Genomic DNA, 24,920 nt, shown 5'->3' with positions numbered 1-24,920 from the left:
CCCTTCACACTTTCTGCGCATCTTCAGCGATTAAAACTGAAATCTTAACCAGGCAAAATAGACGTTGCCGTTGTTATAAGTGCCTGGAATGTAAGTCATTTGGAAGGTTGCCGGGCCATACCCTATCGAAGCCAGCGGCAATACCAGCGGAACCGGGATATATCGCCAGTTATCCCTGGCCGTCACACCCGCGGTGTAACCGGCGCCCAAATGGAAATTCTGATCGTTCAGCGGTCGCCAGGTCGCTTCCCAGCCGTAGCCGGCGATGGGCTCCCACTTGTTAAACGAGTCTTTGAACGCCATGGCATACAGGCCGTGCCAGTTGCCCTTTTCATCCCAGCGCGAAACGCCACCGCCCGCGCCCCACGGCCGCTCGTTGTACTTTTTGATGTGTTCATCATCGTAAGTAAAGCGGTTGTGCCAGGTGATAGCCGGGACGTAAAGATCGTAATTTTGCGGTTGTGTCCAGGTTTGCGCCACGTTATCGGAGAAGGTATTCCAGCCCGATTTAATCGCTTCGCCTGTGGTTGCCGCTGGTGTCGAAAAAGAGACCGATGAAGTCAAAATACAGCCACAAAAGGCTGCAGAAATACGCCAGTTCACAACAATGCTTCCTGTTAAATCATCCTGTATCCGGCAGGCACCGCGTAGCGCCACATCGCGCCGCACCGTGCTGCCGTGGGTTAATGGCTGATGCCACGAGCGTGTACAGCGCGCGCGCCACAGTGGCGCCAGTAGCACCCGGCTCTGCTGGCAATCAGCTGGTTAATTTTACCTCACTGCGCGAACGGAGTCGAAACGGCAAATAAACAAAACGCAGAGGGTAAAAGGTGCAGAAAATGCACTGCTCAGTTGATGATTACTTAGGGTGATTACTTAATATTCAGCAACTTATCCATGCAAATTGATTTCATGAATAAATTAATAAAATTTATCAATTGAACTCACCCGATGATTGAGATAAATCTCATCACTCCAGGACGGAGAGAGGAGGAACTGAGATGACAATTCGTTGCAGCCGCTGCGGTTGCGCCAAATTTTTTTATACAGTACCCGGCAAGGAAAAGGTCGACGATCCCGATCATCACGGCGCCTGTTGCGCCGCGTGCGGCAAGCCGATCAGCCTGCGCGATGTGATCCCGCTGTCATCCCTGCACTCTGCTTCTGCCGCCCGTCACGTTGAATAATGTTTTCAGGCACCCGGCGGGTGCCTGAACGCGTCAGAAAATCAGTTTAAACACGCCAGTAATCGTCAGTAACCCGACAATAAAGATAATGGCAATAATCCACAGTATTATTTTCATTGTTCGCTCCTTCAGGATGAAAAATAACGCATCGTGCATTCAGTATAGATGATTATTCCGGCTTCGCTGGGCGCTGCGAGCGCGATCCCAGTCACTTGCCTCAGAGACTGTTACCTGCTCTTTTTTTCTGCGAGCCCGGTCGCAGCTTATCGCTTAAGTTGCTATCCCGCCGCACGCGTAGCGCGCTGATTGTCTAAAATTACAGCGCCTGTAGCAGGCCTCAATTGTTCGCTATGTCTACGTAACAAGGAGATGATATGAGCACGATTAATACCAGCATGGGTCGTTACAGCCTCAAGGCAAAGGATCATGGCAGTCACATTCGTGGCAGCATTGCGATTAATGACGAAGGCGGTACGCAGCTCACCCTGCAAGAGTTTGATGAGCATTATCTTGACGATGTCGTCAACAACGTTATTTATCCAATCACGGGTGGGAACCGTGAAATTGCACGCGCACTGCGTGAACAGATGGTTAAAGCCGGCTTCGAACAGCCGCACTGAGTTTGTTGGGCCACGTGTTGTGGCCCTTTATCAGCCCTTACTTGCGGTTATTATCCATTTCAGCGCAGGATGCTCTCTCCCCCCATAAGGAGATTAACCGCGTGACTGAACTGCATCGAGTTTCCCCTTCCCGCTTACATCAGTTTGTTCAGGCTATCTGGCTGCATGCCGGTAGCAGTGCCGAAGAAGCGCGCCTGGTGGCTGACCATCTTGTTGCTGCTAACCTCGCGGGCCATGACTCCCACGGCGTCGGTATGATACCGAGCTACATGGCCTCGCTGACGCAGGGCTTTCTACAGCTCAATCAGCACGTCAGCATCGAAAAAGACGCTGGCGCGGTCCTCACCCTTAATGGCCAGAAAGGCTTTGGCCAGGTGGCCGCGTACGAGGCCATGCAGCACGGCATTGAGCGGGCGAACAGGTTTGGCCTTGCGGCGGTCGGCCTGCATCATTCGCACCACATTGGCCGTATCGGTCACTGGGCGGAGCAGTGTGCCGCAGCGGGCTTTGTCTCCTTTCACTTCGTTAATGTGATGGGCGATCCAATGGTGGCGCCGTTTAACGGCAGCGATCGCCGCTTCGGCACCAATCCGTTCTGCGCGGTGTTTCCGCGTCGCGACGGCGAACCGCTGCTGCTGGACTTTGCTACCAGCGGCATCGCCTTTGGTAAAACGCGTGTGGCGTATAACAAAGGTCAGCCGGTCGCGCCGGGCTATTTGCTTGATGCGCAGGGCCAGCCGACCACCGATCCGGGTGTGATGCATCAGTCGCCGTATGGCGCGTTGACCGCCTTCGGCCTGCACAAAGGCTATGCGCTGGCGACGATGTGCGAAATCCTTGGCGGCGCGCTGTCCGGCGGTCGCACTACGCATGACGCCACGCTGCTCACCGGCACTGACGCCATCTTTAACGGCATGACCACCATTATCCTGAACCCAGACGCGTTTGACGCACCGGCGATGCAGCAGGAAGCCGAAGAATTTCTCGCGTGGGTCAGGCGTTCACCGCAAAGTGGTGAGGCGGAGATTCTGGTGCCAGGCGAATGGGAAACGCGCAATCGGGCAGCACGTGAACGCGAGGGCATTCCGCTGGACAGCAACAGCTGGCAGCAGATTTGCGCAGCGGCACGCCAGGCTGGCATGCCGGAGGACGAACTGGCGGCCTTCCGCGCCTTAGCGCAGTAAGCCGCCGGGGCTGAGGCGCGGTGCCTCAGCCGGTTACAGCGCAGCGGACAGCAGCAAACAGCCCAGCAGACCGCACACCGAGATGATGGTTTCCAGCGCCGACCACGAGCGAATAGTTTCACCGATGGTCAGGTTGAAGTACTCCTTGAACAGCCAGAAACCCGGATCGTTGACGTGCGAGAAGATGACACTGCCGGAACCGACGGCAATGACCATCAGCTCCGGGCTGGCGCCGCTGGTGGCAATCAGCGGTGCCACAATGCCGCCGGCGGTAATCGCCGCGACGGTGGCAGATCCCAGCGCAATACGCAGCACTGCCGCAATTGACCACGCCATAAAGATTGGCGAGACGTTGGTTTCATGCATCATGCCGGCGATGTATTTATCCACGCCACTGTCCACCAGCACCTGTTTAAAGGCGCCACCGCCGCCGATGATCAACAGCATCATGGCAATGATTTTGATCGAGTCAGTGATGGTGCCCATCACCTCATCCATGCTGCGGCCACGGTTAAGGCCAAAGGTGAAGATGGCAATCAGCACCGCAATCAGCGTCGCCATGATCGGATCGCCAAAAAATTCCGCATACGGCAGCAGCACATGGCCTTTCGGCAGCAGCATTTCTGCCACGGCACGCAGCGCCATCAGGATCACCGGCACCAGCGCCGTCCACACGCTAACGCCAAAACCCGGCATCTCCGCTTCGCTGAAAGTTTTCGGGTTCCACAGCCCTTCCGGAATCGGCTTATCAATGCCTTTCAGGAAACGCGCATACACCGGCCCGGCCAGAATCACCGTCGGAATACCCAGCAGCGTACCGTACAGCAGGGTTTTACCCATGTCGGCATTAAATAACGTGGCAATCGCGGTCGGACCCGGATGCGGCGGCAGAAAGCCGTGCGTGACGGATAAGGCGGCCGCCATTGGCACGCCGACATACAGCAGCGGCACGCGCGCCGACGCAGCAATGCTGAACACCAGCGGCAGCATCAGCACGAACCCGACTTCATAAAACAGCGCGAAGCCCACGGTGAAGCCGGTGAGTACCAACGCCCACTGAATGTGCTTCTGGCCGAATTTTTCGATCAGCGTGGTGGCGATACGCTGCGCACCGCCGCAGTCGGCCAGCAGTTTCCCCAGCATCGCGCCAAAGCCCATGATCAGCGCCAGGCTGCCCAGGGTACCGCCGACGCCGGTTTTGATCGATCCAATCACTTTATTGACCGGCATGCCCTGCATCATGCCCACCGCCAGTGCCACCAGAATCAGCGCGATGAAGCCGTTAAGTTTGAAGCGAATCATCAGCAGCAGCAGTAACGCCACGCCAATTGCCACATAGAGTAATGGCATAATTTTTCTCCACTTTTGCGCTCGGCGTATTACCGGCAGCGGTTTGTTGTAATGGGACAAAGGGGTTATCAGTGCCAGATGTTTCAGAATGCGACATCCTGTTACCGGTATCATGTTAAGGGTAACATTGACGGGAAAGCACCTGGTGCAGCGGGTGAATTTCTGTTTTGCGAAGGTGATCAACTTTTTGTCGGAGGGTTATCAGAATGTTTGCCCCGGCAGCGGCGTGGCTTTTGGTTACACTAGCTGTTTTATGCCAACCGATAAGGATCTGCAGGTGAGTGAGAATCTGATTCAGCTGTACAGTAATCAACAAACCCTGTTTGGCCGTGGCAGCATCGACCGCCTAGTCCCGCTGCTGGCGGCGAATCCGCAGCCCACTCTGCTGTTCTGCGGCCGCTCATTTCTCAACAGTCCGGCGTGGGCACGCCTGGGCGCGACGCTGAACGATCACATTCTGGGCTATGAAATTGTCAGCCATGAAGCCTCGCCAGACGAAATCGATGGCTGGGTGACGCGCTGGCGTGGCCACGTCGATCGCGTTGTCGCCATCGGCGGCGGCAGCGTGCTGGATGCGGCCAAAGCGTTTGGCGCCATGATGCAGCATCCGCTGAATATCGCGCGCTACCTCGAGAAAGTGGGCGATACGCCGGTACAGGCGGTCACGCTGCCGCTGATCGCCATTCCTACCACCGCCGGCACCGGCAGCGAAGTCACGCAGAATGCGGTGGTAACCGATCAGCAGCACATTAAGGTGAAGGCCTCACTGCGCCATCCGGTGTTTGTGCCGCAGGTGGCGATTCTCGATCCCGATCTGCTCAAAGGTGCGCCGGATCGTGTACTGGCTACCTGCGCCATTGATGCCTTTACCCACCTGTTCGAGGCTTATCTGTCACGCAAGGGCAACCTGTTCAGTCAGCAAAACGCGCTCAACGGGCTGCAACTGTTCATGCAGGCGTGGCCGTACCTCAATCAGGACGACAGCCGCGGCGATGCGGCACGTGAAGCGATGATGATGGCATCATGGCTCGGCGGCGTCAGCCTGAGCAGCGCCGGTTTGGGGGTGATCCACGGTATTGCCGGCGAGCTGGGGGCGATTAAACCGTTCCATCACGGCGAAGTCTGCGGTCGTCTGCTGTTCCCGTTCCTTGATGTACTGGCGGAGAGCGCGCACCCCGAACAGCAGCGGCTAATGGCGGCGCTGGCTGAACGCCTGCTGCCCGATGAAACGGCACCGCCGGCGCTGGCGCTGAAAGCCTGGCTGCAGCAGCAGGCTATCGTGCCGTTCTGGCTGGAAGGACCCACCCTCGCCGCGGAAGAGGTCGACTGGATTGTGGCGCGCGCCAACAGCAAAAACGGCTGGGTCAATTATGATCCCGCCACGCTCACGGAGATGATTACCGCCGCGTGGCGCGTCGTCTGAGCCTTTCAGGCAGCGCATGCTGCCTGTTGCTTATTCAGCCAGCAAACGGCCCTTCCCCCGCCAGCATCTGCTCAATCACCTGCAGCACGCCTTCCTGGTTATTGGACGGTGCGCCGTAGCGCGCAGCGTCTTTGACCTGCTGCGGCGCATTCTGCATGGCAAAGCTGAAGCGCGACTGCACCAGCATCTCCAGATCGTTGCCGCCGTCACCAAACGCCAGCACCTCATCGCTGCTGATGTCCCAGCGCTGCTGCAGCAGGCGCAGACCGTTGGCTTTGTGCAAGCCGGGCACAATCAAATCCACCGAGCCGTGCCCGCTGGAGGTCGCCGCCGCCGCGCCCTGATGCAGACGCTCAATATCAGCCATCAGAATATCGACATAATCATCGGACAGATTCAGCGCAAATTTGAACAGCCGGTCATCGCCCACGTCAGCGAGGCTATCGATCGCCTTGAGGCGATGGCAGTAGTGACGCATTTTGACCAGCCACTGCTCATCCATGGTGTTGAAGTGATAAGCGCTGTTGCGGCCGCAGAGGATGTATTTCAGGTTGGGATAGTTACCGCGCTGCAGGGTATCGAGCACGGCATTAACGTCCTCGCGCGAGAACGCGCCGCAGAACAGCTCCTCATCCCTATCGAGGATCCACGCGCCATTTTCGGCGACAAAGGCGATCTCACTGGCGATGTCGGGAAAGAAGGATTTGAGCTGGTAATACTGATTACCGCTGGCGACCACAAATTTGATGCCGCGCCGCTTCATCTCCTGATAGCAGGCCTGAAAACGTGCCCGGTTGTACTGTTTTTTATCGTCGAGAAAGGTGCCGTCCATATCCACCGCCACCATTTTTACCATGGTCATCATGACTCCTTAACGCGTTGAAAGGAAAAACGGGTTGTCCAGAGAATAACCTGGTGAACGGTGAAAGCGGAGAGAAACACGGATGGCCGTCGCCATCCGTGCGGCAGGATTAGTTAAATGCGTTATTCAGCAAAATGGCGGTGATAATGCCGGTCGCGGCCGCCACTAACACATAATTTCCGTCGATAAAGGCCCAGTGCTCGCCGCGCGGCGGCTCATACAGACCGCGTGCCCGCCAGTCGTCGACGCGATAGTGTGGACCGCGAAACTCTGGCGGTGCCGGAAAACCACGGCGAAAATCATGACCGCGCCAGGCAAAGCGATCGCCGCCGCGATGTCCCTCCGGCATACGATGATCAGCATAGTGATCGTGACGATCCGGGCCCGGTCCGCGATCGTGGCCAAAGTCACGACGGTCATGATGATCGGGACCCGGGCCGCGTTCCTGATGGCGGTCGCCGCCGTGCGGGTCCCAGCGATGGTCACCGGGACCGTCGGCCCAGGAGACGCTGGAAAACAGTGTGCTGCATGCAATAAATGACGCAATAATCGTAAGTGTTGTTTTTTTCATGGTGTTACCTCCAGGGATAACGGCAGTCTGCGCGCCGTTGAGGCTTACTATTACCTAAACAAAGCTAAAACAGCATTTCCAAAACTCTTAAAAATCGGTGACTTACAATACATTACGCCAGGTTAGCGCTTTCTTAACGATTGTGGAGACTTTATGGTGGCGTGGCACGATAAGGCTGGCAGGGAAATAAGCAGTTAATTCAGCGGGAATAAAGAAAACCCGATCGCGGGGATCGGGCGGACAATGCTATTTCCATAAAAAGCATAAAGCGGGGAAACCCTGCTAAAAAGAGGGTAAAACTGAAGCACACAACGCCACATCACTAGCATTGCCCGGAAAGAATAACATTCATCAGGGCAAAATACTTTCAGAAAACTTCTATTTTCAGAAAAAACCGTAAAAAACTTCATGACAGCAAAAATAACCATCAAACATAAATAACGCGAAAGGAAATAAGGTCCGTGCTCTGACCAGCTGTCGTCAGGAAATATAGCCACCCCGTATAAGATATCGACAAAAAATCACAATCCATTGAATTTAATCGGTAAAAATTAAGCCATACTATTTTTTAGTTATGCCGACATTTAAGCCGACCGGCAAACTAGCTGGCCGGCACATTTCATTGATAACGAGAGCCCTATTGCTGTCCTGGCAATTAATCGATGTGCGTGATTAATATAACGCTAATTTTTCACTGCGCTGAAGCGTAAGGTTAAATAACCAGCAAGCGGGCGCACAATAATTATGCGCCGGCTATTAATCCAATTGCGCTGGCGAATTTAGCGAGGTGGTGCAGTTACAGGATATCGCTGAGTTGCAGCCGGATGGCGCAGCAGCGCCTGCGCCGGACGTATCGGCCGCCGTACCAGTTCACCCGCGCAATTCGGGCAACGCTGCGCCAGCACGCCTTCAGCGCAGTCGACACAAAACGTGCACTCAAACGAGCAGATGCGCGCATCAGGCGAGGCCGGCGGCAGATCTTTATCGCAGCATTCACAGTTAGGACGTAATTCCAGCATGGCACTCTCCTGTCAGGGTTCAGGGCTATCATCGCCGCCGCCGCCCTGGCGCGCCAGCCTGTGAGCGGACATCGCGCGGACAGATCGGGACAGCTTTTCATCCTGCACGCCTTGCCTTGCGCGCTAAAAACATTACATTCCGCAAAAGCCGTTCTATAGTTCATTCGCTACGTTTATCTGCGAGGCTTTTGCATGCGTGTTAAAGGTTTAAATATCGGTTTCTTTATAGTGATTCTGGCGATTGTCACGATCGCCTTTTTTGATGTGCTGGCGCCCTATTTCTCCGCCATTTTGTGGGCGGCGATTCTGGCGGTGATCTTTGCGCCACTGAAGTCACTGCTGCGGCGCAAAATGGGCGACCGCAACGGGCTGGCCTCTTTTGTGACCTTACTGATTATCTGCCTGATCGTGTTCACGCCGCTGGCGATCATCACCTCGTCGCTGGTGGTTGAGATCAATACGGTGTACACCAAGCTGCAAACCAATTCCGCGCAGTTCCCGACGGTGTTTGCCTCGCTGCTGCAGCATCTGCCGGAGTGGGCACAAACCTGGCTGGCGGATCACGATCTGAACAATGCCGCACAGATTCAGCAAAAACTCTCCGGCTTTGCGCTGAAGGGCGGACAATACATGGCGGGCAGCGTGTTCCTGATCGGTAAAGGGACTTTCACCTTCACCGTGGGCTTTGGCGTGATGCTTTATCTGCTGTTTTTCCTGTTGAAAGACGGCGCCTGGCTGGTCGGGCTGATTCTCGAAGCGCTGCCGCTCTCCACCTATGTTAAGCACCATCTGCTGATGAAATTTGCCGCCGTATCGCGCGCGACGGTCAAGGGCACGGTGGTGGTGGCCGTGGTTCAGGGGGTGCTGGGTGGCTTCGCCTTCTGGATCACCGATATCGACGGCAGCCTGCTGTGGGGTGCGCTGATGGCGTTCCTGTCGCTGATCCCGGCAGTCGGCTCGGCTATCGTCTGGGTGCCAGCGGCCATCTTCTTCTTCGCCACCGGTGCGCTGTGGAAAGGCCTGTTCCTGGTGGGCTTTTTCGTTATCGTGGTCGGGCTGGTGGACAATATCCTGCGTCCGCTGCTGGTCGGCAAAGATACCAAAATGCCGGATTACCTGATCCTGATTGCCACGCTGGGCGGCATGGAAGTGTACGGCATTAACGGCTTCGTGATTGGCCCCTTGATCGCTGCCCTGTTCATCGCCTGCTGGAATCTGCTCTCCGGCCGCGACAACCGGGAAAACGTCGAAGAGATCGACGAAGAGTTTATCGAAGAGGGTAAAACCCGCGAGTAGCAGTGGTACAACAGCTAAAGACCTGCTGTCGGGCCACTATCGCTCACTGGCAGGCTCATCCGAAGCGGCGCTTTAAAGCGCCGCTTGTCTTTTCAGCGCAGCCGCTGGGCAGCGCTCAGCCCGGACGTTTCACAATTAAACCCATGCTGCTAAGGTGTCAGAGGACAATCGCGACAATCTGGAGCGTATAATGCTTACAACAATAATTTATCGCAGCCACATCTCTGAAGATGTTCCCGTCAATATCCTGCCGGAGATGGTGGCAAAAGCGAGTCTGCTCAATGCAGAGCATCATGTTACCGGCATCCTGCTGTTTAACGGCACGCACTTTTTTCAAATCCTGGAAGGACCAGAGCACGGCGTTCTGGCAATCTACGCCCGCATCTGTGCCGACCGGCGTCATCACAATGTGGTCGAGCTGATGCGCGACTACTCCCCTTCGCGGCGTTTCGGTAATGCCGGCATGGAGCTGTTCGATTTGCGTACTCACCACAGCGGCAGTGTGCTGCAGGCGGTGCTTGATCGCGGCACGTCGAAATATCAGCTGACCTATGACGATCGCGGGCTACAGTTCCTCAGAACCTTTGTCGAAGCGCGTGAAAAAGAGAACTACTTTGAAGTGCCGCCAGCTGATTTCTGGGAGTTCATCCCCGCGGAAGGGCAATCTCCCGCGCCGGCCAGTGGCGTCACTTTCCGCCCTGTGGTTGATCCCCTTGGCCGTGAAGTGACGGCCATTGAGGCAATTCCGCACGCGCAACCCGCCGGACTCGGGGAACATGAGCGTTACACTCATGATCTCAACGTGGTGACAGACGCACTGCATAAAGCCGGCCAGGCCTGTCCCGATGGCATGACGCTGTATATCAGTATCCTGCCGATGACGCTGGTTTATCTTCCCTATGCGGTAAGTCAACTGGTCAGCGCCATCGCGCAGGCGGAACTGGTGCCGCAGCAAATCATTCTTGGCGTGAGCGAAACGGAGGTCATCTCCCGGCTCGAAGACTTTTCCACGGCGGTCAGACAGCTGAAAGAGGCAGGCATTAGCCTTTCAATTGATAACTTCGGCGACGGCTCGGCCGGTCTCTCTTTACTGGCGCACGTCCAGCCTGACCGGGTACGTATCGGCGCAAATATTGTACGTGATATTCATCGTAGCGGCCCGAAGCAGGCAGTGATGCAGGCGGTCATCCGCTGTTGTTCGGCGTTGGAAATCAACGTCATTGCGGCCGGCATTGAGCGTCCCGAAGAGTGGATGTGGCTGGAGGCGGCCGGGATCATCGATTTCCAGGGCAGCCTGTTTACGCCTGAGGGCGGCGCCGTGGCATGGCCTGAGAGCCGCGAGGCGATCTGAAAGCGGTTAAGCCTGACGACGCAGAACGTGTGAAGAGATAAAACGTCAGGCTCACAGGAGAAGACAATGCTGAGCGATGCCCGACTGCAGTTTATATCCAGCCATCCGGAGGAGAACGAACCGGAGGCAGTCTCCATGGCGCGTGAGTTACTTCGGTACCGCAGTGCGCTGGCGCAGCCATGGGCAGTGGTGGAGGGACTGGGTGTGAAGTACGTGGAGGACGGTAACGGGGCGATGATCTGGCCGGCGCGTTACTGCGAACGCGGCGACACCTTACTTTATCGTCTGGATCAGGCGGCTTCAGAAGTCAGCGGGCGCGCTGAAGCCGCGGAACCCGTCAGAAAGTAGCGCCGTGATGGCCGGCGCGAATGCAAATACCATTCTCTTTGCAACGCTGGCAACTCAATATGCTGATCATTGCGCCGATAACCCGCGTCCGGCATCTTTTAGCGGAGTTTGATGTGCTCAATGTGTCCGGGTGAGATTCCTGTGGTAAGCTCATTGCCCTAACCGCAGCCGGACAGACTGATGAAAAACAATTTTGACGATAAAATGGCGGATATCATCATCGGAGAAGCCGTAACGGCGTTACTCGATGATAACGTCGCCATAAGCTGGGCGGCCCTTAACGACAGGCTGCAGGCAATGCTTGACCGCGAAACAGACAGTGACCGCATTCGTGCTGTGCTGCGTGTCATTGAGGACGTCAGACGGGAAATGGAGATGAGCGCGGTGAAGAAAGAGGCGTTCACTGCCGGGCATTTTTCTTTTTCCGGCAAGCTGCACTGATCGCTGCCTGACAATCTGCCGCGCCTGACGCTGTGGTTTCTGCTATACTGTATGCTTATCCACCAACGGATGGAGGTCATTTGAGCGATGACACTACCGCCGAAGATATCTACGCCGTTATTGGAACGGTTGTGGCGCGCCTTCTTAAGCCGGACCAGCACCTGACACTTCAGGACATTACCCATGCACTGCATCATCTTGGCGAAACGGCAAGCGAAGATGAATTGCGGCAGGCCTGTTTAAACGCCATCAGTATGCTTGTGAAGCAGATGCACTAAGCTTAATCTACTGCTCCGGCTTACTAACCTTTTCAGAACCCTTCATCATCCGGCGTTCTGCCGACCACGATTTCAAGCACGTTGCGCAGTACATCCAGTTTGACAATATCGGTGGTCATCTCAAGCTCTGAGATGAGATACAGGATGATGGTTTTGCTCGTCACTTTTTGGCCATGGATGACGATGTCGCGAATCACGGCATCCAGTGCCGCGGCTTCGGCCGCATAGCGCTCACCGCCGCTGCGAAAATGGTGAATAAGGGCCGCTTCAGCGCTGAATGAGTGTTCATTGGTTTGCATGTGTAGTTATCCGTAAACCGGGCGCTGCTGACAGCCCGGTGGTCGCCAAAAAAATCGGCCATCCTGAGATGGCCGTGTTATGCCGGGCGTCCTGCCACACTCCGGTTAATCACGAGATCGTATCGTCCCTGTCATTAATGCTTTTTACCAGCCCTGGGTTGTGACATCCCGCCCAGAGCAGCCATCGGCTTTTCACGAATTTCCCGGGCTGCTGACTGCATCTGCAGTTCCCTGATGGCGATCCTGATCGCTTCCAGACGGTCGGGATTAAATTCCTCTGCGGCCATTGACCGGAGCCGGGCTGAAACGGTCGCCACATTGATTCGTTCATTATTATCGAGCAGCCTGACCACCGCCTCGCCCAGAACGATTTCGGTTAAACGTTCAATTTGACTTCTCTGCATGCCCACCCCCTGCGGGACTGTGCCCTTTCGGACAAGTGGCTGACCCTTCCCGGGTCATAAAGCGCATGCTGCAGGTACCACCGATTATCCCTTTTCGTATCAGCGTTCAAACAGCATGCCAATCAGCGTCTGGTAATGACGCTCTTCTTCATAATTTGCCGCGACCTCAAGGCGTCTCAGCAGTTTGGTGCAGATCGCCTTACGGTTGAGGTTTTTTCCTGCGCGCAGGATCTCAACGACAATCTGCCCCAGCGTTTCCTGCTGAGTAGGTGCTGTCGCTCTACTGAAATAGCGGGCAATCTCACTGGCGCTGTCTGGAAATTTTGCAACATTCTGACGCATGATGAACCCCTCGAATGGTTAAAATACCGTCGCTTCTCTCTGTGCGTAAACTTATACAAAGAAATAAAACTTGTACAGCAATACTGTTTCTTTATTAGCTACGTTCTTGTGCAAAAAATGCTAACACCTTAATCTCAGGGGCTTACGTACTGAAATAATCGGCGTAAGGGTTGGGTTCAGCGGCAGGAAAAACGGTATCGGTTTGGACAACCCGCTGATTTCCTGACACGGGGAGAGGATTGTTGCTGTACAGACGATATCGTATCGGTTACTTTGCGCCCTACAAGATGATCGTGTGCTGCAGGTGGACAAATGAGAAACAACGGGCTGCCGCCTTGTCACAATACCGGACTAGCCGGTTACTTCAGTCAGGTCACCGATCCCCGCCAGATTGCGCTACTGGGACGCATCACCGTTGAAATTTTGCGTCAGGAACGTCGGCTGACGCGCACCGCGATCTGCCTCAAGCTTATCGGGCACATCAATGACACGGACGATGACGTCGAAGCGGAACAGGCACGTTCCCTGCTGGCGATGCTGTTTGGTCGCTGATCGTTTGGTTCATCCGCTCACCTTCAGCGCGTTGCACATCCGTCGCTAAAGCCCGCATCCGTTGCCACATGCCGCGTTGCCGAAAATCGTTAATACGAGGTTTGATGGTGGTGAAGACGTCATCCCTGACAGTTTTCTCCGGCCGGTACACGCTAACGCGCGTCCGATGAGGTCATCTACGTTGTCGTCTTCCGGCCAGAGCCGGACTACGTCTTATGGCGTCAGTTCTTCTCGTCGTTCAGGCCTGCAAGCGTCTGCAGGTACGGCACATGGATCGCGGCCTGCTCAGGCTCATCAAAGCTTCTGAGCCAGCCGATCGCCTCTGAAATCGCGGACAGGCGTGTGTCGCTGCCGCCAGCGCGTTTCATGTGTCTGAGCTCGTCGATAAGCGTATTAACGCTGATCTTCTTTTTGCCCAAAGCCAGGCTTAGTGCCGCTTCGCCAATAATGACGTGCCCTTTCCCGTCGTGTTGAATAGACAAATTTACTTCCTCCATTTCACGTTGATGAGAACCTCACGTCACACTGTAGACCCTATTGAGCGAACCGGTGCAGGTAAGTTCTGAAATGAAGCCTGTAACAGGATTTATTTTAGCGAGCATGAAAAAATGCCGCGGCGGGTGTCGCGACAAAGGTTTTTGTCGGCAGGCGCTGACGCAACCTGCCGCAGCATGACGACGATTCAGCCTGATGACGCGGCTTGATCCGCAGGTTCACCAAAATGCTCGCGCATGTGGGATTCAATTTCTTCCAGTGATTTCCCCCGGGTTTCCGGTAACATCACGGCAATAAACACCAGGGAAGCCACATTGATCGCGGCAAAGATAAAGAACGCCTTATTACCCACCAGCGACAGCAAAGGCGGAAACGCCAGCGCCACCACGGCGTTGCATATCCACTGAAATGCTACCGCTGAACCGGTTAATACCCCGCGAACTTTCATCGGAAACAACTCCGACATCAGCAGCCAGTAAACCGGGGAAATGCACATCTGCATAAAGAACAGGAACACCAGAATACACGCCAGCGCCAGCAGGCTTTGCGTCAGGCTTTGCGGCATGAGAACCAGCACCGCGCCCAGCGCCAGCTGCATCGCAATCACCACCGCCAACCCGGTCATCAGCATCGGGCGCCGGCCGAAATGACTGATGGCTTTAATGCCGGCAAAGGTGGCCAGTACCGATACCACCCCGTTGCCGATGGTGGCCGCAATCGAAGCACTGGTGCCCAGACCGGTACTTTTCAGAATGACTGGCGTGTAATACATGAAGGCGTTGACGCCGGTAAACTGCGCGACGATGCCCATGCCGCAACCCAGCAGCAGCAGACGCACAATCCATTTCTCTTTTAACAGTTCGCGCGCGGGTGGCCCCTGACGGGCTTCGCGGGCATTCTGCCGCATCTCTGCCATCTCTTTTTTAATCTCGCGCGGATTTTCCCGCAGTTTGCGCAGGATACGCAGCGCCTCATTAAAGCGCCCTTCCGCCACCATCCAGTGCGGTGAGGCCGGGACAAAAAAGGTGCCAATAAACAGCAGAATGCCGGGGATCATCGCCAGCGACAGCATATAGCGCCACATGCCCGGATCGTGCAGCAGCAAACTCATGGCGGCGCTGACGACGTAAGCCAGCAGTTGCCCTGACACAATCATCAGTTCGTTGCGGCTGACCAGCGGTGCCCGGCGCTTAGGCCCGGCAATTTCAGCGATAAAGACCGGAACCGTTGACGATCCGCCGCCCACCGCGAAACCCAGAATAAAGCGCATCACCACCATGATTTCCAGATTCGGCGCAACCGTGGTGCCTAACGCTCCGGCAATGAACAACAGGGCAAGGCTGCGTAACGTGATACGGCGACCAAAGCGGTCCGAGACATAACCGCTGATGAACGCGCCGAGCGCGGAGCCAAAGGTGAGCGCAGAGGTCACCAGCCCTTCGGTAAATGGCGTGAGATCGAGACCGCCCTGCGCGGCGGGCAGCGTCATGTAGGGCAGCGCGCCGGAAATAATGCCGGTGTCGTAGCCAAACGCCAGCGCGCCCATCGTGGCGACTAACACCACAAAAAACAGGCGCTGCTGAACAGTAAACGTCAGGCTGCCGCCATCATCTGATTGAGACTGCGAAGGATTTTGCTTGCTATCGTCCATGGGTGATTCAAGACCTGGTCAATGACGGGATAAAAAGGAGGTTTGAGTATAGTCAGAAACGAGAAAGTGTGAGGCCGGTCACGATTTTTACCGGATGGCGACTGATTAAAATTCCGCACCGCCCTGACTGCACAGCGCATGTTTGCGCCGCAGCCGCGCGCTCGCACTGCGCTCAAATCCTGGCTGGCCTGCTGAAATCCCACCCCCGACAGGGGGAAAATTTTCTGCTAAGGTACGCTGGCTGGTTAAAGAGAAACACGCTGAGGCGTAACGCAGAAAGGCAGGTCCGGCGACAGGTTGCTGAATTAACGTTCAGGAAAACGGTGTCTTTTAAGGTTGAACGTGAAAAAAGAAACGGTTAAGAAAAATATCATTCTCGCGGCGCTGCAGCTGTTTCGGGAGCGCGGCTTCAACAATGTTTCAACCCGCGATCTGACCAACACGCTGGGCATATCCCGCAGCCACATCTACCACTATTTCAAAAACTGGGATGCGCTGAGGCTGGACTCGATTGCTTTCATGCTGGATGAGGACGTTGCCGCTTTCTCTGCAGAGAGTGAAAAGAGGGATGATTCACAGCATGACACCTTTTTTCGTGCGCTGGTGGATTATCTCCTGCCAGACGGGCCGGCTTCTCACTGGTTGATCTACCTCGAGTTGTGGCCGCTGGCGGCAAGGGATAAGCAATTTGAGCAGCTGCTGCTCTCCAGCACGCAGACGTGGACGGCGATCATCCGTCAGGGCTTATCCGGCCAGGCATTTAGCCACCTCAGCGAAGCAGGTAAAGACGAGGTGGCGCGTAATCTTCACGCCCTGATTGACGGTTATTCAAGCGCGCTTATTCTTAACTACTCTGCGGATAAGCGGACACATTTTTTTCTTGAGATAATGGCCGCCTTGCAGAAACTTTGTCGCTAGCGGGGATTTTTCCACATAGCCGCTTACCTCCCGGGCTTTAAATCATTAATCAGTCTGGCCATCTTGCTGCCGGCTGAGGTGTAGGCCGGATTGTTTTTCTCCGGCGCCATCCAGCTTTCATCCGCTTCCGGATGCGGTCCGCTCAGGAGCACCGTGCCTTTACCGTAAGTATATTTCGCCAGCGCGATATCACCGTTGGCATAGCGCGCCAGAGCGACGAAGCCGTGCGCGTCTTCGGCATTCAGGTAAGGACCATCCTGATAATAAAATTTTTCGGTTTTCCCCTGCCAGACAACATCGACAACGTAATCGCCTTCGTCGGGTATGTTAGTCCCCTTGCGCATGACTTCAGAGTACAGCGATGAGGGGATCAGCCCCAGCCAGTTTTCATCGGCCAGATACGCGCCCATGCACAATCCGAGAAAGCTTTTTCCATTGCGGACAAATTTGCGTATGGCCTCAGCCCCTTCGTCGCCCAGCGCAGCAAAGGCGCCGGGGATGTCCTGCCCGCCTCCGGGCTGGATGTAAACATCAAAACTGGCGAGGTTATCCTGCGTGACCTTTATTTTTTCCTGCTCTCCGACATAAGCGATGTCCAGCGGCAGACCGCTCTGTTCCAGCGCTTTACGGACCATTTCTGAGCAGCCCGGACAGCCCGCACCGCCGCGATAGATAGCGACATGGGTGACGGCAGCACTGGCCATATTCGCGGTGGCTAACCCGCCGGCAAGCAGAATGGCAGCATACGTCAGAAGGTTCTTCATCAAATAACGCCAGAAACGGGAGGAGGCTCTCAGTAACATTGTTTTCACCATCAGCGGCAGGACCAGGCTCAAAATTAGAGCGACCGCTCAATTTAGGGCCAGCACGAAGAGGCTGTCAACAGCCTGACAGCGCGAAAAATACAAGCCCCTGTTTTAATTAATCTTTCACATAATCCCTTCAACGGCTGCCGCGATTGTGCAGGTTGCAGAAGGAGTGTCTGAAGCTGATCGGCCGGGAATTATTCGATAAAACCGCTGGCTGACTGCCGTAACCGCCCGGTGATGGCGATCAGCCCTTCGATGTCTTCCGGCGTCAGCAAATCGAGGAAATTTCGCCGCACGCCCGCGGCATGTATCGGCCGCGCTGTAGCAAGCAGCTGGCTCCCGGCCTCTGTCATGCGGACTGAAATCCCTGCGCGAGTCGCGCGGCTGCGCTGTACCAGATCCCGGGCGGTCATACGTGAAAGCTGGTGCGATAGCCGCGACTTGTCCCATTCAAGGTATTCCAGCAGCTCACGCTGCAGCAGTACGCCCTGCGGACTGCGGTTGATTTCCATCAGGATCATGAAATCCGGGCCGGACAACCCGGTCGCCTCATTGATCTCTCTGACAATGCGTCCGGTGATGATTTCAGCAAGCCGGCGATATCCGCGCCATGCCTGCCACTCTGCGTCTGAAATCTCTGTGCTGCCCATTATTTATCCCGTCGCTTAGTTGATATGTCAACTTTGTGATTATACAGTATCCACTTTCGCATTGGGGAAGAAAAGACATGTCGGACAAACTGACTATCGCTATCGTGGGCGGCGGCCCGGCAGGCCTCACGGCGGCCGTGATTCTTCAGCGCCACGGTTTTAACGTGACGGTATTTGAGGATGAGCCGGCGGATGCTGCGCGGAGTCAGGGCGGTTCGCTTGATTTGCATGCTGACAGTGGCCAGGCGGCACTGCGCAGAGCGGGCCTGCTGGAGCAGTTCATCAGTATCGCCAGGCATGAGGATCAGGAAAGCCGGATGCTGAATTACCTTACCGGAGAAGTTGAGGCCGACAGATTCACGCCGGAAGGTGAAATGGATAAACCGGAGATCGATCGCGGCGAGTTGAAAAACCTGCTGCTGAGCGCCCTGTTACCGCAGACCCTGCAGTGGGATCACAAACTGCATTACGTTGACTATGGCCGGCAAAAAGCGCACGGGCTGGTGTTCAGAAACGGCAGGCGCTACGAAGCCGATATCGTGATTGGTGCTGACGGTGCCTGGTCGCGGGTCCGCAGTTACCTGACGCCGGTACGTCCGGTTTATACCGGCATTACCTTTTTCGAAGGCTGGATAGATCACCCGTCCGACCAAATCAACAGCATTGCCGGCAACGGGACCGCGTTCAGTTTTGGCGGTGCGCAGGCGCTGGTCACGCAACGCAACGGCGGCGGGAGGATTTGCGTCTATGCGGCGATGAAGCGCGCCCCTGATGTCATCGATCAACACCAGGCCTCCTCCGGCCTCACCGCCTGGGTGCACGACAGCTACCGCGACTGGGCCGCTTCCCTGCAATTGGTGGTGAACGCCACCGGTGACTATGTCAGACGCCCGATTTACAGCCTGCCCGCCGATTTTGGCTGGGCACCACGGCCGGGCATCACCCTGATTGGCGATGCCGCTCACCTGATGCCGCCGGTTGGCGTAGGGGTCAACCTGGCGATGCTTGATGCCTCAGACCTGGCTCTGGCACTGTGCGAGGCTTCTCACCCGCAGAACGGACTGCGCTCTGCGGAAACCCTGATTATGGAACGCGCGCGCGACATGATGCCTGATGCAATAGCGGGGTTTCAGAACTGGTTCGATGAGAAAGCCTGACACCACTTTTACGTGACCAGCCACCCGCGGTTTACTGTTGCTTTTGTTCCGCCTCTTTCTGTTTTTTGGCGGCCATGTGGTGGCCCACCGCGCAGCCAGCTGCCGCTCCGGCAACGCCATGATGAACCAGATGACCTGCCACGCCGCCAGCGACAGCGCCTTTCAGGCACCCTTTTGCCTCTGCCTGGGCGCTAACGACTAAAAGAAGGCCTGCCGCTGCCAGGGCCGCAATCCACTGTTTTTTCATTGCCGTAAATCTCCATAAAGATACGTGTTATGTCAGTAATGCTGAGCATAGCCTGGCAGAACTGACGGCGTGATATACAGGGGTTAAACGGTGAACTTTGTTACCTATGGTTACGCTTATGCAGCAACGGTCTGATCAGGACAAAGGCAGTTAGGGCGCAAAACGCACCGGTATCTTTTCTTTCAGATACGCAGGCCGCATGGGAATGGTGTTGGCATCTATCGCCTGCTTTACCGCATCGATAGCAACGGCGCACAGATCAGCATCTCCGCCCTGCGCAGTGACGTTTGTCGGTGGCTGGCCTAAGGGTTGCGTAATGACCAAATCACAGGTCTTACCGTGATATAAATTCGCGTCAAAAAACCGATACTGTATTGCGGAAACGGCCTGACAAAGCCACAGATGGGTATCTTTATTTGCTAATTGCGAGGAGGCTTGCGATTCGCACTGGCTTCTTATCTCGGAAGCGGTTGGAAACCTGAATGACTGCCTTGCTGTTTGTTTAGTATGGGACTGGCAGCCGACTAATAACATGACGGCGATAAGTGAGAGTGTTTTTTTCATCATGGCTTCCATGCAGATCATTTATGCATTTATATCATCCCGGATAGATTGCGGAAACCGCGCCTGCTATCGGGTTGCTTTCGCATTGGCAGCGAATACTCACAACCCAGCAACCAACCGCATTACAGATTTGGGATTAAACAGCGTAACGTCTCAAGCCAATTCGCAGACCCCATCAAAGGTTGCGAAAAAAGGCCAGCGTGTTTTGGCCAGCCTGACATGGCGGGGTAGGTTTCTGTTGAAAGGTCGGGACGGCTGCAGAATAAATTCAGCAAACATCTTTCCGCCCCACCCGACTCAATCCCCAACATGCACGTGATTTATTGGGCGTCCTAAGTCTGATTTCTACTCAGGAACGCTGAGCCCTTTTACGTCAGACACGAAATGTGTCCACCATCCCCCGCAGAGCGTGCGCCTGCTCAGAGAGAGACTGAGACGCCGAAGAGGACTCTTCAACCAGCGCAGCGTTATTCTGCGTGACACCATCCATCTGACTTACCGCAATGCTAACCTGAGAAATGCCCTGCATCTGTTCTGAAGAAGCCAGTGAAATATTATCCATGGCCTCTGCCAGTTCGCCCACCATGCTGACAATCTTCAATATGCTCTGCCCTGTACCTGCTGCCACCTCAACGCCGCTTTCGACCTGCTCAACGGCCTGTTCAATCAGCTGTTTGATGTCGCGAGCAGCATTTGCACTGCGCTGTGCAAGCGTTCTGACTTCACCGGCAACCACGGCAAAACCGCGTCCTTCTTCACCTGCCCGGGCGGCTTCCACGGCTGCGTTGAGCGCCAGAATGTTGGTCTGGAAGGCAATGCTTTCGATCACGGAGGTGATGTCCCGTACCTTTGTGGCGCTCAATGAGATCTCATTCATGGTTTCAGACATACGCTGTACGTCGGCCTCACCTGCGCGTGCCAGCGTTGCCGCATCCCGGGCAGACCCAGCGGTCTGCTGCGCGCCGGCCGTATTACTTTTCACGGTGGCGGTTAGCTGCTCCATACTGGCCGCAGTTTCCTGCAGCGCTGCAGCCTGCTCCTCGGTGCGGGATGACAATTCTGTATTGCCCTGTGATATCTCATCCGCTGCCAGCGCCACAGAAGCAGCAGAGTCTTTTATCTTTGATACCAGACCACGCAGGTTTGCCTGCATGCCATCCAGAGAAGCCATCAGGCTGGTACTGTCATTGTTTCGCAGCGTTACAGGCGTCGTCAGGTCGCCAGAAGCAATGGTCGCCGCAAGTGTCTGCGCCTGCACTGGCTCGCCGCCCAGCTGGCGCATCAGTACGCGAATGGTCATAACGCATGTTCCCACTGCCAGCAGTGCTGATGCGGCCGCGAGCAACATCAGTATCAGCGATGCCCGGCGTGTCGCCTGACTGTTGGTTTCAACAGCGGACTGCGTATTTTTCATCTGAACCAGCGTCATATCATTAAGCGCTTTGAGCAAGGTACTCTGCACCGGGCGCGTGACGTTCAGCAGATAGGCAGTGGCTTCCTCAGCGCGATTTTCAAGCCCGAGCCGGCCAGCCTGCTTAAGCGACGAAAGTGCAGGCTCCTCAGCTTCAGTAATGCGGCTCATGACTTCCCGCCCCTGCGGTGTTGAATCCTCCTGCATCACCTCAGCCAAAGCCTTGCGGCTGGCTATATACTGCGCTTCTTGTTTTTGTACGCGCTCCCATTCAGGCTTCATTGCCTCAATATCCGTTAAGAGCGCCAGGTTACGAACCGCAATGCCCATATCCCTGATGCTGCCACGCATATCCAGCACCAGCTGATACTTTTTCATTTTGACGTTAACCGCATCGTCCATACCTTTGCTCGCATTACTCAGGGCGTTGAGCGCAATGCCGGTACAGATAATAAAAAGTACAACAAGCAGGCCAAAGCCCGTTGCAAGTCGGGTGGATATTTTCATATTAATTCTCGCTGTAAGTAGATGAGAGTGTCAGATATGAATGTGTTATCGGCATTGTGTGACGCAGATTCATCACCCGGAATGGTTAATTTTAAAATTCATTTCGGACCTGTCGTTCAGATTGACGCAGCTACACATCGCTATATTAGTGACATTCTCAATATAAAATTAACCAACGAATTTTTGAGAGAAATAATTCTTGCATGCAAATAATCAATACCTAGCTCATAACCGTCCGCACCAGGAAATTTTTCACCGATATGCTACCGCTGACACCCTGTTCTTTTCCTGGCGCAATAATTCTGAATCCGCCGAGGGGAAATGGTAAAAACCATTGATTTTAATGAAAAAAATGATGATTGAATTTTCTTCGATTGACCTAAAATCGTGCCAACGTTAAACACCTGTTATCATCCAGCCGTAACGCCACGAAACCAGAACGAGAAAAATAGCCCGCAAAGTTTTTATAAAAGGTTAATTATTATTTACCATCCCCGCTTAACAGGTGACAGGTTGATATTAACGGCCGTAAGTATTTAGCAGGAATGGCCTGACGCGATCCCGAGTCAGGTGCCATAATTATTTCTAAAATATTTTCAATGAATATCGTCATCCGCGCCTGACTGACAGCGGTTCAGAAAATCTGTCTGGCAGGAAACATCGCATCTATCCTGAATGGTCAGGTTAACTTATATAATTCCTGTCTAAAAAGGCATTGCGCGTTGACTGTCAACGAGAATAATTCATCAGGGTGCTTATGCCCCAGTGAGCTGGCGTTTCGCCTTGTCATGTCGTGCTCTGGCATCAGCACAGAGATAGGCGGATGGGAGAGCATCGAAATGGTTCAGCGGTATGCTCACCTGGCACCGAATCATCTGACATAGCATGCGAGGCAAATTGACGCGATTTTTGGCAGTCGTGTCCCAAATCAGTCCCACGGGAAATTTTGAAGGCTGAAGGAGGTTGTTAAGTGATTGATTTTGTTTGGCACGCCCTACAGGATTCGAACCTGTGACCTACGGCTTAGAAGGCCGGTGCTCTATCCAGCTGAGCTAAGGGCGCATAGAAGATGCGTCGGATTATACGTCGGCACGCTGGCGCGTCAACGTTTTTGCCGCCAACGGACGGCAGAGTGTCGAGGGAATGAACAATTCGCCTTAATGACGCTGACGCCACTCACTCAGCGAGACCAGATTACTCACCTCCGCGGATTCCCCTTCCAGTTCAATCCCCTGCGGCGTAAAGCGCGCATTATACTGCTCGCGTAACGCATTCAGCTCCTGGCTGTCCGGCTCCAGCTGGCGCAGGAACCCCAGCGCCAGCAACAGCTGCTGCCGTGAAATCAGGGCGGAGAACCCCGCCTTCGTCAGAATGTGATGCCAGCGCTGTGCGTTCTCATCGCTGCCATCGACAATCAGCACCTGCCAGATCAGCAGCACTGCCGCGCCATTATTGAGGTGCACTTCGTTGTCGCCGCGAATGTAATCGGTGAACTCGTTTGCCGCCTCTTTGCCCATCTGCGCAAGCAGCGATTCAACATGCACCGGCGGCAGCTGCAGCCGCTTGCTGAGCGCCTGCGCGGCGTGGCGCGAACCGGCGGTCAGCAGCTGAAATCCCACAACAAACACTATCGCCAGCGTGGCGAGCATCAACCAAATCATCACGTGTTCCACATCATTGCCTGGCGGGCATAATACGCGCTAAGCCTGGTGCGCGCCACGGCGAAAAATCGGGAAACCGGTCGCGTAAACGAATCTGTGACTGACAGCCGCACGCGCTTCTGACAGAATAGGCGCCATCCCCGATTTAACTCTCTACAGATGGATTTCCTCTCTGATGGCAGCAAAAATTATTGACGGTAAAACGATTGCGCAGCAGGTGCGCCTTGAGGTTGCCGAAAAAGTGCAGCAGCGTCTCGCTGCCGGTAAACGCGCCCCTGGCCTGGCCGTGGTGCTGGTCGGTGAAAACCCGGCATCGCAGATCTATGTCGCTAACAAACGCCGCGCCTGCGAAGAGGTCGGTTTTGTCTCGCGCGCTTATAACCTGCCCGCCAGCACCAGCGAAGCCGAGCTGCTGGATGTGATCGATGAGCTGAACAATGACGACGCTATCGACGGCATTCTGGTGCAACTGCCGCTGCCGGCCGGGATCGACAACGTCAAAGTGCTGGAGCGCATTACGCCGGACAAAGACGTTGATGGCTTCCATCCTTATAACGTCGGTCGTCTGTGCCAGCGCGCCCCTAAGCTGCGTCCGTGTACGCCACGCGGCATCGTCACGCTGCTGGAGCGCTATAACATCGATACCTACGGCCTGAACGCCGTGGTGGTTGGCGCATCGAATATCGTCGGTCGCCCGATGAGCATGGAGCTGCTGCTGGCCGGCTGCACCACCACCGTCACTCACCGTTTTACCAAAGATCTGCGCCATCACGTTGAGCATGCCGACCTGCTGGTAGTGGCAGTCGGTAAGCCGGGCTTTATCCCGGGCGACTGGATTAAACCAGGTGCGATTGTGATTGATGTCGGCATTAACCGGCTGGAAAGCGGCAAAGTGGTCGGCGATGTGGATTTTGCGTCAGCCTCTGAGCGCGCGGCTTACATCACGCCTGTACCGGGCGGCGTGGGCCCGATGACGGTCGCCACGCTGATTGAGAACACGCTGCTGGCGTGCGAACAGTATCACGACGTGGAGCAGGCATAATGGCGAGTTTTTCACTGGGTAAACATGCGCACGTTGATTTATGCGATCTGCTGAAGCTGGAAGGCTGGGTGGAGAGCGGCGCGCAGGCCAAAGCGGTGATCGACGAAGGCGAAGTGCGCGTTGATGGTGCCATCGAGACGCGTAAGCGCTGCAAGATTTTTCCCGGTCAGACGGTTGAGTTTGCCGGTCAGCGCGTAACGGTTGTGGCCTGATTAGCCAGGTGCGCATGAATGCGCACCCTACACCCGTTGATCGCTGGTGATAAAAAGGGCGAACCGCAG

At 55.3% G+C, this 24,920-nt stretch carries 30 protein-coding genes, 1 tRNA gene and 1 pseudogene; 15 read left to right on the top strand and 17 right to left on the bottom strand.

Annotation, left to right across the window (positions count from 1 at the left end; genetic code table 11):
* Positions 1–30: 30 nt before the first annotated feature.
* The gene (gene pagP / locus KOL70_RS01270) at positions 31–603 is read right to left on the bottom strand and encodes a lipid IV(A) palmitoyltransferase PagP (protein WP_021508599.1); all 573 of its coding nucleotides are present in this window, start codon (positions 601–603) and stop codon (positions 31–33) included.
* Positions 604–1,001: 398 nt separating this feature from the next.
* On the opposite strand from pagP, the gene KOL70_RS01265 reads away from it, so the two are divergent.
* The 3 genes from KOL70_RS01265 (at position 1,002) to KOL70_RS01255 (ending at position 2,991) form a co-directional block, all read left to right on the top strand.
* Positions 1,002–1,187 carry a hypothetical protein gene (locus KOL70_RS01265; protein WP_058757910.1) on the top strand — a complete coding sequence of 62 codons (186 nt, stop codon included), beginning with the start codon at positions 1,002–1,004 and terminating at the stop codon, positions 1,185–1,187.
* A gap of 374 nt (positions 1,188–1,561) precedes the next feature.
* On the top strand, positions 1,562–1,807 hold the full coding sequence (locus tag KOL70_RS01260) for a hypothetical protein (RefSeq protein ID WP_021508600.1): 246 nt from the start codon (positions 1,562–1,564) through the stop codon (positions 1,805–1,807).
* 101 nt (positions 1,808–1,908) lie between these two features.
* Complete coding sequence (locus KOL70_RS01255) at positions 1,909–2,991, top strand: malate/lactate/ureidoglycolate dehydrogenase (RefSeq protein WP_215480099.1); 1,083 nt, start codon at positions 1,909–1,911, stop codon at positions 2,989–2,991.
* A 33-nt stretch (positions 2,992–3,024) separates the two neighbouring features.
* Here the strand turns inward: KOL70_RS01255 and gntT are convergent, their stop codons facing one another.
* Positions 3,025–4,341, bottom strand: a complete 1,317-nt coding sequence (gntT, locus tag KOL70_RS01250; RefSeq protein WP_021508602.1) for a gluconate transporter — start codon at positions 4,339–4,341, stop codon at positions 3,025–3,027.
* 277 nt (positions 4,342–4,618) lie between these two features.
* On the opposite strand from gntT, the gene KOL70_RS01245 reads away from it, so the two are divergent.
* Positions 4,619–5,764 (top strand): iron-containing alcohol dehydrogenase, encoded by a 1,146-nt coding sequence (locus KOL70_RS01245; RefSeq protein WP_371824649.1) that lies wholly within the window; start codon positions 4,619–4,621, stop codon positions 5,762–5,764.
* Positions 5,765–5,798: 34 nt separating this feature from the next.
* On the opposite strand, the gene KOL70_RS01240 is transcribed toward KOL70_RS01245, so the two are convergent.
* The 3 genes from KOL70_RS01240 to KOL70_RS01230 form a co-directional block, all read right to left on the bottom strand.
* Positions 5,799–6,626: a Cof-type HAD-IIB family hydrolase gene (locus KOL70_RS01240; RefSeq protein ID WP_215480926.1), complete on the bottom strand. Its 828-nt coding sequence runs from the start codon at positions 6,624–6,626 to the stop codon at positions 5,799–5,801.
* Positions 6,627–6,735: 109 nt separating this feature from the next.
* Positions 6,736–7,197, bottom strand: a complete 462-nt coding sequence (locus KOL70_RS01235; RefSeq protein ID WP_215480097.1) for an RcnB family protein — start codon at positions 7,195–7,197, stop codon at positions 6,736–6,738.
* A 779-nt stretch (positions 7,198–7,976) separates the two neighbouring features.
* Positions 7,977–8,216, bottom strand: a complete 240-nt coding sequence (locus KOL70_RS01230) for a DUF1272 domain-containing protein (protein ID WP_215480096.1) — start codon at positions 8,214–8,216, stop codon at positions 7,977–7,979.
* Between the two features lie 192 nt (positions 8,217–8,408).
* On the opposite strand from KOL70_RS01230, the gene KOL70_RS01225 reads away from it, so the two are divergent.
* From KOL70_RS01225 to KOL70_RS01205, 5 genes are all read left to right on the top strand, one after another.
* The gene (locus KOL70_RS01225) at positions 8,409–9,512 is read left to right on the top strand and encodes an AI-2E family transporter (protein WP_058769423.1); all 1,104 of its coding nucleotides are present in this window, start codon (positions 8,409–8,411) and stop codon (positions 9,510–9,512) included.
* A gap of 190 nt (positions 9,513–9,702) precedes the next feature.
* On the top strand, positions 9,703–10,863 hold the full coding sequence (locus KOL70_RS01220) for a diguanylate phosphodiesterase (protein ID WP_215480095.1): 1,161 nt from the start codon (positions 9,703–9,705) through the stop codon (positions 10,861–10,863).
* A gap of 66 nt (positions 10,864–10,929) precedes the next feature.
* Positions 10,930–11,211, top strand: a complete 282-nt coding sequence (locus tag KOL70_RS01215; RefSeq protein ID WP_021508608.1) for a hypothetical protein — start codon at positions 10,930–10,932, stop codon at positions 11,209–11,211.
* A gap of 180 nt (positions 11,212–11,391) precedes the next feature.
* The gene (locus KOL70_RS01210) at positions 11,392–11,652 is read left to right on the top strand and encodes a hypothetical protein (protein ID WP_021508609.1); all 261 of its coding nucleotides are present in this window, start codon (positions 11,392–11,394) and stop codon (positions 11,650–11,652) included.
* Between the two features lie 80 nt (positions 11,653–11,732).
* The gene (locus KOL70_RS01205; RefSeq protein ID WP_021508610.1) at positions 11,733–11,930 is read left to right on the top strand and encodes a hypothetical protein; all 198 of its coding nucleotides are present in this window, start codon (positions 11,733–11,735) and stop codon (positions 11,928–11,930) included.
* A gap of 32 nt (positions 11,931–11,962) precedes the next feature.
* Here the strand turns inward: KOL70_RS01205 and KOL70_RS01200 are convergent, their stop codons facing one another.
* The 3 genes from KOL70_RS01200 to ycgZ form a co-directional block, all read right to left on the bottom strand.
* Complete coding sequence (locus KOL70_RS01200; RefSeq protein WP_058757917.1) at positions 11,963–12,229, bottom strand: biofilm development regulator YmgB/AriR family protein; 267 nt, start codon at positions 12,227–12,229, stop codon at positions 11,963–11,965.
* A 134-nt stretch (positions 12,230–12,363) separates the two neighbouring features.
* Entirely contained in the window at positions 12,364–12,633 is a 270-nt protein-coding gene (locus tag KOL70_RS01195) for a hypothetical protein (RefSeq protein WP_058757918.1), read from the bottom strand.
* 99 nt (positions 12,634–12,732) lie between these two features.
* A complete protein-coding gene (gene ycgZ, locus KOL70_RS01190) occupies positions 12,733–12,975 on the bottom strand; it encodes a regulatory protein YcgZ (RefSeq protein ID WP_021508613.1) in 243 nt (80 codons plus the stop codon).
* Between the two features lie 312 nt (positions 12,976–13,287).
* Here ycgZ and KOL70_RS01185 point away from each other — a divergent pair, with 312 nt between their 5' ends.
* Positions 13,288–13,527, top strand: a complete 240-nt coding sequence (locus KOL70_RS01185) for a biofilm development regulator YmgB/AriR family protein (protein ID WP_021508614.1) — start codon at positions 13,288–13,290, stop codon at positions 13,525–13,527.
* A gap of 221 nt (positions 13,528–13,748) precedes the next feature.
* Here the strand turns inward: KOL70_RS01185 and KOL70_RS01180 are convergent, their stop codons facing one another.
* Both KOL70_RS01180 and KOL70_RS01175 read right to left on the bottom strand, forming a co-directional pair.
* A complete protein-coding gene (locus KOL70_RS01180) occupies positions 13,749–14,009 on the bottom strand; it encodes a hypothetical protein (protein WP_031279895.1) in 261 nt (86 codons plus the stop codon).
* Positions 14,010–14,209: 200 nt separating this feature from the next.
* Complete coding sequence (locus KOL70_RS01175; protein WP_136545625.1) at positions 14,210–15,673, bottom strand: sugar porter family MFS transporter; 1,464 nt, start codon at positions 15,671–15,673, stop codon at positions 14,210–14,212.
* A gap of 342 nt (positions 15,674–16,015) precedes the next feature.
* On the opposite strand from KOL70_RS01175, the gene KOL70_RS01170 reads away from it, so the two are divergent.
* A complete protein-coding gene (locus KOL70_RS01170) occupies positions 16,016–16,591 on the top strand; it encodes a TetR/AcrR family transcriptional regulator (RefSeq protein WP_215480094.1) in 576 nt (191 codons plus the stop codon).
* A 23-nt stretch (positions 16,592–16,614) separates the two neighbouring features.
* Here KOL70_RS01170 and KOL70_RS01165 read toward each other — a convergent pair whose 3' ends face one another.
* Both KOL70_RS01165 and KOL70_RS01160 read right to left on the bottom strand, forming a co-directional pair.
* Positions 16,615–17,355 carry a BPL-N domain-containing protein gene (locus KOL70_RS01165; RefSeq protein ID WP_254185828.1) on the bottom strand — a complete coding sequence of 247 codons (741 nt, stop codon included), beginning with the start codon at positions 17,353–17,355 and terminating at the stop codon, positions 16,615–16,617.
* 239 nt (positions 17,356–17,594) lie between these two features.
* Entirely contained in the window at positions 17,595–18,050 is a 456-nt protein-coding gene (locus KOL70_RS01160) for a MarR family winged helix-turn-helix transcriptional regulator (protein WP_215480093.1), read from the bottom strand.
* A gap of 77 nt (positions 18,051–18,127) precedes the next feature.
* On the opposite strand from KOL70_RS01160, the gene KOL70_RS01155 reads away from it, so the two are divergent.
* Positions 18,128–19,207, top strand: a complete 1,080-nt coding sequence (locus KOL70_RS01155; protein ID WP_215480092.1) for an NAD(P)/FAD-dependent oxidoreductase — start codon at positions 18,128–18,130, stop codon at positions 19,205–19,207.
* Between the two features lie 31 nt (positions 19,208–19,238).
* Here the strand turns inward: KOL70_RS01155 and KOL70_RS01150 are convergent, their stop codons facing one another.
* From KOL70_RS01150 to KOL70_RS01140, 3 genes are all read right to left on the bottom strand, one after another.
* On the bottom strand, positions 19,239–19,454 hold the full coding sequence (locus KOL70_RS01150) for a hypothetical protein (protein WP_021508621.1): 216 nt from the start codon (positions 19,452–19,454) through the stop codon (positions 19,239–19,241).
* A 150-nt stretch (positions 19,455–19,604) separates the two neighbouring features.
* The gene (locus KOL70_RS01145) at positions 19,605–20,030 is read right to left on the bottom strand and encodes a cell envelope integrity TolA C-terminal domain-containing protein (protein WP_254185827.1); all 426 of its coding nucleotides are present in this window, start codon (positions 20,028–20,030) and stop codon (positions 19,605–19,607) included.
* 361 nt (positions 20,031–20,391) lie between these two features.
* Positions 20,392–21,936: a methyl-accepting chemotaxis protein gene (locus tag KOL70_RS01140; RefSeq protein ID WP_104092673.1), complete on the bottom strand. Its 1,545-nt coding sequence runs from the start codon at positions 21,934–21,936 to the stop codon at positions 20,392–20,394.
* A gap of 812 nt (positions 21,937–22,748) precedes the next feature.
* Between KOL70_RS01140 and KOL70_RS23540 the strand changes: the two are divergent.
* Positions 22,749–22,886 (top strand): annotated as a pseudogene (locus tag KOL70_RS23540) (integrase); the annotation flags it as partial.
* A 35-nt stretch (positions 22,887–22,921) separates the two neighbouring features.
* On the opposite strand, the gene KOL70_RS01135 reads toward KOL70_RS23540, so the two are convergent.
* Both KOL70_RS01135 and KOL70_RS01130 read right to left on the bottom strand, forming a co-directional pair.
* Positions 22,922–22,998 (bottom strand) — tRNA-Arg (locus KOL70_RS01135).
* A gap of 95 nt (positions 22,999–23,093) precedes the next feature.
* Entirely contained in the window at positions 23,094–23,597 is a 504-nt protein-coding gene (locus KOL70_RS01130) for a DUF1198 family protein (protein WP_058769413.1), read from the bottom strand.
* Between the two features lie 175 nt (positions 23,598–23,772).
* Between KOL70_RS01130 and folD the strand changes: the two genes are divergently transcribed.
* Both folD and ybcJ read left to right on the top strand, forming a co-directional pair.
* Positions 23,773–24,639: a bifunctional methylenetetrahydrofolate dehydrogenase/methenyltetrahydrofolate cyclohydrolase FolD gene (folD, locus tag KOL70_RS01125; RefSeq protein WP_021508629.1), complete on the top strand. Its 867-nt coding sequence runs from the start codon at positions 23,773–23,775 to the stop codon at positions 24,637–24,639.
* A complete protein-coding gene (ybcJ, locus tag KOL70_RS01120) occupies positions 24,639–24,851 on the top strand; it encodes a ribosome-associated protein YbcJ (protein WP_010618497.1) in 213 nt (70 codons plus the stop codon). Before folD ends, ybcJ begins: the two co-directional genes overlap by 1 nt.
* The last annotated feature ends 69 nt before the right edge of the window (positions 24,852–24,920 follow it).

It is taken from the genome of Pantoea sp. B270 (genome assembly GCF_018726825.1).
Classification (GTDB): domain Bacteria; phylum Pseudomonadota; class Gammaproteobacteria; order Enterobacterales; family Enterobacteriaceae; genus Pantoea; species Pantoea dispersa.
This window is presented reverse-complemented; position numbering and strand designations above follow the sequence as displayed.